This window comes from Streptomyces sp. MBT65 (genome assembly GCF_016612545.1).
In the GTDB taxonomy this organism is placed as follows: domain Bacteria; phylum Actinomycetota; class Actinomycetes; order Streptomycetales; family Streptomycetaceae; genus Streptomyces.
Map to the genome: position 1 here is coordinate 1 of NZ_JAENRY010000442.1, position 5,348 is coordinate 5,348.

Below are 5,348 nucleotides of genomic sequence, written 5' to 3' on the forward strand. Positions count from 1 at the left end.
CCGCCGAGCCGGCCAAACCCGCAGTGCCCGCTGTCCCTGTCGAACCGGCCAAACCCGCCGCACCTCCCGCCGCGAACGCCACCCCCGCAGCCGCCGCCGTCTTCCCCCCGAACGCCAACGACAACGTGAAGCCGATCGGGAGGGGGACCAGGGCGATGCCGACCAGGAGGCGTTCCGCGGGGACGACGGACTCGTGGGGGTCTCCGCAGTAGGTGCAGCCTCGTAGGTGGCGGGCCAGGCGTTTGCGCCAGACCGAGTCCTGGCGGCCGTGCCACCTCGTGGTGAGCTCGCGGAGGTCGGGGCACGCGCCTTCGAGGGCGCGGACGATGGCGCGGGCGGTCTCCAGGCGTTCCTTCATGCGCTGGACGCGGACCGCCGCGTGCTGGCGGCTGATGCCGACCGCCGAGGCCAGTTCGCGGCGGGTGAGTTCGCCGGCGACCTCCAGCCACCACAGGGAGAGGAGTTGGCGGTCCTCGTCGTCGAGCCAGCGGACCGCCTCCGCGACCTCGCGCCGCTGGCCCTCCAACTGAAGCCGCAACACGGTCAGTTCGGCGAAGTCGGCGGCATCGCCCGGCAGTCCGTCCGGGAGTTGGGCGGGGGAGGTGCGGCGGCGCGCGCGGTCCCGTATCTGGCGCATGGCGATCGCGACCAGCCAGGACCGGAAGCTGTCCGGGTCACGGAGCGAGCCGAGGTGGTCGACGGCGCGCAGCATCGTCTCCTGGACGACGTCGTCCACGTCGGCATGCCCGTTGAGGGCGCGGCCGACCACGTTGTAGACCAACGGCAGCCAGCCCGCGACCAGTTCGTCCAGCGCCCGCCGGTCACCGGCCTGCGCCGCCGCGATGGTGGAGCCCCACTGCCGCCCGTCCACGTCGCTCCCCGCCCTTCCCGACCTCACCCGGTCCGCCCCGACGTCACTTGCTGTACAGCAGCGTGCCGAAGCCCAGTTGGTCGAAACCGCCACTGTTCGGGCCGTAGTCGCCGCCACCGCCCTCCGCACGCACCTTCTCAGCCATGAGGCTGATGAACGGCGTGGTCAGGCGCCGTCGGCGCGCGTAGTGGTTGTGCAGAATCTCCCAAACCGGGCGAACGGCGCCCCGCGCTATGTCGGAGATCACAGGCTGTTCCATATACCGGCCGTTGCCCTGACCGCTGCGCCAGGCGTACGTCGTGAAGGGCACGGCCGCGCCGAGGTTGTACTTGGCGACGTACTCGGCGGCCTTCATGAACCGGTTGTCGAGGTGGCCGTAGAGGTCGACGCCCTGGTTCCAGGCCATCTCGCAGATCGCGCCCATCAGGCCCATGCCCATCATGGTGTGGCCCTGGTCGCGGCCGCTCTCCTGCCACTGGGCGAGGTTCTGGCCGCCGTAGACGAAGGGGATGGCGTGCTTGAACGAGCCGTTGCCCGCACCGGACTTCATGTAGGTGACCGCGCGCTGGAAGTCGGCGCGGTTGTCGCACAGGATGCCGGTCGCCATGAGGGAGGCGACGTTGCACAGGTCCCAGTTCGCCCAGTAGTTGGTGATGTTGGCGGTGTTGTGGTTCGTCAGGAAGTCGGTGTTCATGGGCAGGAAGACCGTGCGCAGCATCTTCTTGAAGCGGGCGAACGCGAAGTCCGGGTGGTCACGGACGAGTTCGGCGGCGTTGGCGAACTGGTAGCCGTAGATGCCGGAGGCCAGGAAGCGGTCGGCGTTGCCGTTGACCGAAGTCAGCGTCGCCGACCAGGCGTTGAGGATGGCGACGGCCGTGTCGCCGTTGGCCTCGGTGCCGCCGATCCGCCAGCGCAGGGCGTTCTGGTAGGCGGCGTGGATGTCGTTGTAGAGGGTGACGTAGTTCTGGCCGGTGCCGCCGCGGACGACGACGGCCTGCGGGCGGGGCTGCCAGGTGCTCGCGGAGTGCCGGTTGGCGGTGAGCCGCGTCCAGCCCTTCAGCCAGGGGTCCCTGCGGGCGGCGACGCGGACCTTGGCACGGTGCAGGTCGCCCGCGTTGTGGAGCATGCCCGGGTGAACGAGGGCCTGCGGGCGCGCGGTCGCGGTGCCGACGGCCGCACCCGGCTGCGCGGCGTCGGCCCCGCCGCCGACGAGCGCGGCGAACCCACCGCCGACGACTCCCGCCGCCGCGACTCCACCGCCGAGGGTGAAGAGACCCCGGCGGGTGAGGCGGTGCTTGTGGAGGGGTTTGCGGGCGCTGGCGGCCATGTGGGTGGCTCCGGTGCGTGAGGGGACTGCGGACGCAGAGGGAGACGGGGTGAAGGCTTCCGCGATAACAGTTTTTACGGCCACTACGGCGCCGAGTCGGATCCCGTAGGGGGCAACCCCGGCAAAACCCTTGCCCGGTAAGGGAGTTGGCCTCGGCGATACCAGGGGCGGCCGTCCCCCTCACCGACGATCCGCGGACGGGCGCGGCCGACGAGGCTGATCACCGACAGCCACCGGACATCCAGCAGGAGCAGCCGATGCGCACCCGCCACCGCACCGCCACCGTCCTCACCGCCTCCCTCGTACTCGCCCTCGCCGCAGGGCCGTTGGCGGCCCCCGCGTTCGCCGCGCCCCCGGCGGCCACCGCTCGGCAGACGACCGCACCGGACGCCATCGCACTGCGCGCCGCGCTCGCCCGGCTGCCGAACGCCGACGCGACGGCGGCTCTCGTACGGGTGGGAGGGACGGACGGGAGCTGGCGCGGGAGTGCCGGTGTGCACGACTTGGAGAGCGGTGCCGCAGCGGATCCCGCTGCCCGTTTCCGGGCCGGTTCGACGACGAAGGTCGTGACCGCGGCGACCGTGCTGCGGCTCGCCGCGCAGGGGAAGGTCGACCTGGACACGCCGGTCCAGCGCTACCTTCCGGGGCTGCTCACGACGGCCTTCGAACCCATCTCCGTACGGCAGTTGCTGAACCACACGAGCGGCATCCAGGCCGGTGACGGCTTCGGGGACGCCTTCGAGGACCAGTACGCGCACCGCTTCGACACCTTGACACCCCGTCAGGTCGTCGCGTCGGCGGTGGCGAAGGGGCCGGAGTTCCGGCCGGGCGAGCGGCAGGACTACCTCAACATCAACTACACGATCCTCGGTCTGCTGATCGAGAAGGTGACGGGACACTCCTACGCCGCGGAGGCCACCCGGCTCGTACTGCGCCCGGCGGGCATGCGGGACACCTGCTTCCCCGGCACCGACCCGCGCGTCCTCGGCCCGCACAACCACGGCTACCAAGCGGTCCAACAGGCCGATGGGACAACGGAGTTCGTGGACGTCACCGACTGGAACCAGGCGGACCGCTGGGCGGCCGGCGACATGATCTCGACGACCGCCGACCTGGAGCGGCTGATCACGGCGCTGTTCCGGGGGCGGATCGTGCCGGGTCCGCAGTTGCGGGAGATGTTCACCGTCCCGGCCGGCATCGAGGGCGCGAGCTACAGCGCGGGACTCCAGCGGTTCGAGTACGGCGGGCAGGTGTACTGGATCAAGTCCGGCGCCCGGTACGGCTACAGCACCGCCGTCGCCGCCACCCGCGATCTGTCCCGCACCCTCGTCTACTCGGTCGGCTCGACGGACGCGAAGGGCGAGTCGATGAACGCCGTCGCGATGCGGATCGCGTTGGCCGCGCTCAAGTAGCCGCTGCGGCGGCGGTAGTTGACGCGAGGCTCCCCCAGAAGGCCAGGTCGTGTTCCTGGGCGAAGTCGCGCGTGGACCGGGAGCAGGCCGCCGGGGGACGGTTGCCGGACGGGGCGGTGTCGCAGGCCTTCAGGGACATCAACTCCCCTGTCCACGCACGGTACTTCGGCCAGGTCGGAGTGCCGGAGCCGTTGGGGTCGCCGGTGGTGGTGAAGTGGTCCCAGAAGGCGATCATCTGGCGGGACAGCTCCAGTTGGTCGTCGTCGTAGGGAAGGGTCTGGCCCAGGTAGTCCCAGAGGTAGCCGAGGTCGTCGACATGGATGGCGCCACCGAAGGGGAAGTCCCGTGCCGTGGCGCTCTGTTGCTGGAGGCGGAATATCGAGGTGAAGTGCGGGGTGTCGCTCTCCGCGAACTCGTAGGCGTACGTCGGCACCCACCGCGACAGCCGTGCCATGAGCTGTTGGCGGTCGTAGGAGGTCGAGCCGTTCTGCACCGCCGTCCAGGCCTGGCCCGGGGTGGGGTAGGCCGTGAGCGGGTATTCGGCGAGGACCTTGGCCGCGTTCGTGCCGTACGTCGACCTCACCGACTGGGTGTACTGGTCGGCGGTCATCGGTGTGCCGAGGTAGTCGTAGTTCTGGAAGGTGAAGAGGCCGCGTTCGCTGTTGGTCTGGCCCAGCATGACCGGGACTTTGGTGAAGTTTCCGGTCTGTACGGCTGTTGCCGGGTCGAGAGGGAAGGCCGTGCCGCCCAGGGACGGGCGGACGGGGGCCTTCAGTTGGGCGGCGACGATCGCGGCGGTGGGCTTGGCGCGCAGACAGGCCAGGACGTCGGGGGCGGTGGCGCAGCCGATCTCCTTGACGAAGGCCCGGCTCTGCGTCTCACCGGCCGCCGCCGACTGGAGGGCGCAGCCGCCGCTCATGACGACCGCGCGGGCGAACAGACCCTTGGCGGTGGGCGAGGCGAGCTGGTCGCAGACCGAACTGCCGCCCGCGGACTGGCCAGCGATGGTGACGTTCCTGGCGTCGCCGCCGAAGCGCCCGATGGTGGACCGTACCCAGCGCAGCGCCGCCTGCTGGTCCAACAGGCCGTAGTTTCCTGCCCCGTCGGCGTTCTCGGCACGCAGTTCCGGGAGGTTCAGATAACCGAGCGGGCCCAGGCGGTAGTTGACGGTGACGACGACCGCGCCCGTCTGCTGGACGAACTTACGCGGATCGGTGTCCTGGCCGGCGCCGCCGAAGAAACCGCCGCCGTGGATCCAGACCACGACCGGGGCGTCCGCTCTACTCCCCTGCGGGGCATAGACGTTGAGGTCGAGGCAGTCCTCGGTGGTGATCGCCTTCTCGTAGCCCGGGTCCCAGCCGGAGGGCTGGGACCCGGGCTACGAGAAGGCGATCACCACCGAGGCCACCGAGGACTGCCCCTTCACCTTGCCCGCGGTGGTGGCCACCACCAGGGACGTGCGGGCCGAACTCCCTTGTACGGGAGGGGACTTCAGTGCGTGGACGGCGATCGGGGACAACAGCCCGAGGCCGAGTACGCTCGCGGTCGCCAGGATGGTGCGGACTCTGCTGCGGGGTGTGCTCGTCCTTCCCATGACCCACGTGTGTAATCGCTCGGCAATATTGTCGGCAAGATACGCGACAGGATTGGCTGCAATTGCCCCTGTGGGCGCGGGAGTTACTGCGTGCGGGTCGGTACGGCCGAGGGAACGTCGGTGCGGGACGCGGGTGAGGCCGCC

At 70.3% G+C, this 5,348-nt stretch carries 5 protein-coding genes; 1 reads left to right on the forward strand and 4 read right to left on the reverse strand.

Annotation, left to right across the window (positions count from 1 at the left end; genetic code table 11):
* Both JHN63_RS47580 and JHN63_RS47585 read right to left on the reverse strand, forming a co-directional pair.
* The coding region (locus JHN63_RS47580; protein WP_200691368.1) for an RNA polymerase sigma factor at window positions 1–871 on the reverse strand (871 nt) is incomplete at its 3' end.
* Between the two features lie 43 nt (window positions 872–914).
* On the reverse strand, window positions 915–2,198 hold the full coding sequence (locus tag JHN63_RS47585) for an alginate lyase family protein (protein ID WP_200691369.1): 1,284 nt from the start codon (window positions 2,196–2,198) through the stop codon (window positions 915–917).
* 257 nt (window positions 2,199–2,455) lie between these two features.
* Here JHN63_RS47585 and JHN63_RS47590 point away from each other — a divergent pair, with 257 nt between their 5' ends.
* Window positions 2,456–3,610, forward strand: coding sequence for a serine hydrolase (locus tag JHN63_RS47590; protein ID WP_200691370.1), 1,155 nt, complete (start codon window positions 2,456–2,458; stop codon window positions 3,608–3,610).
* On the opposite strand, the gene JHN63_RS47595 is transcribed toward JHN63_RS47590, so the two are convergent.
* The gene (locus JHN63_RS47595) at window positions 3,603–4,943 is read right to left on the reverse strand and encodes a carboxylesterase family protein (protein ID WP_307782160.1); all 1,341 of its coding nucleotides are present in this window, start codon (window positions 4,941–4,943) and stop codon (window positions 3,603–3,605) included. The two genes, JHN63_RS47590 and JHN63_RS47595, sit on opposite strands and share 8 nt — an antisense overlap.
* Before the next feature lie 45 nt (window positions 4,944–4,988).
* The gene (locus JHN63_RS53575; protein WP_234478785.1) at window positions 4,989–5,204 is read right to left on the reverse strand and encodes a hypothetical protein; all 216 of its coding nucleotides are present in this window, start codon (window positions 5,202–5,204) and stop codon (window positions 4,989–4,991) included.
* Window positions 5,205–5,348: the final 144 nt, after the last annotated feature.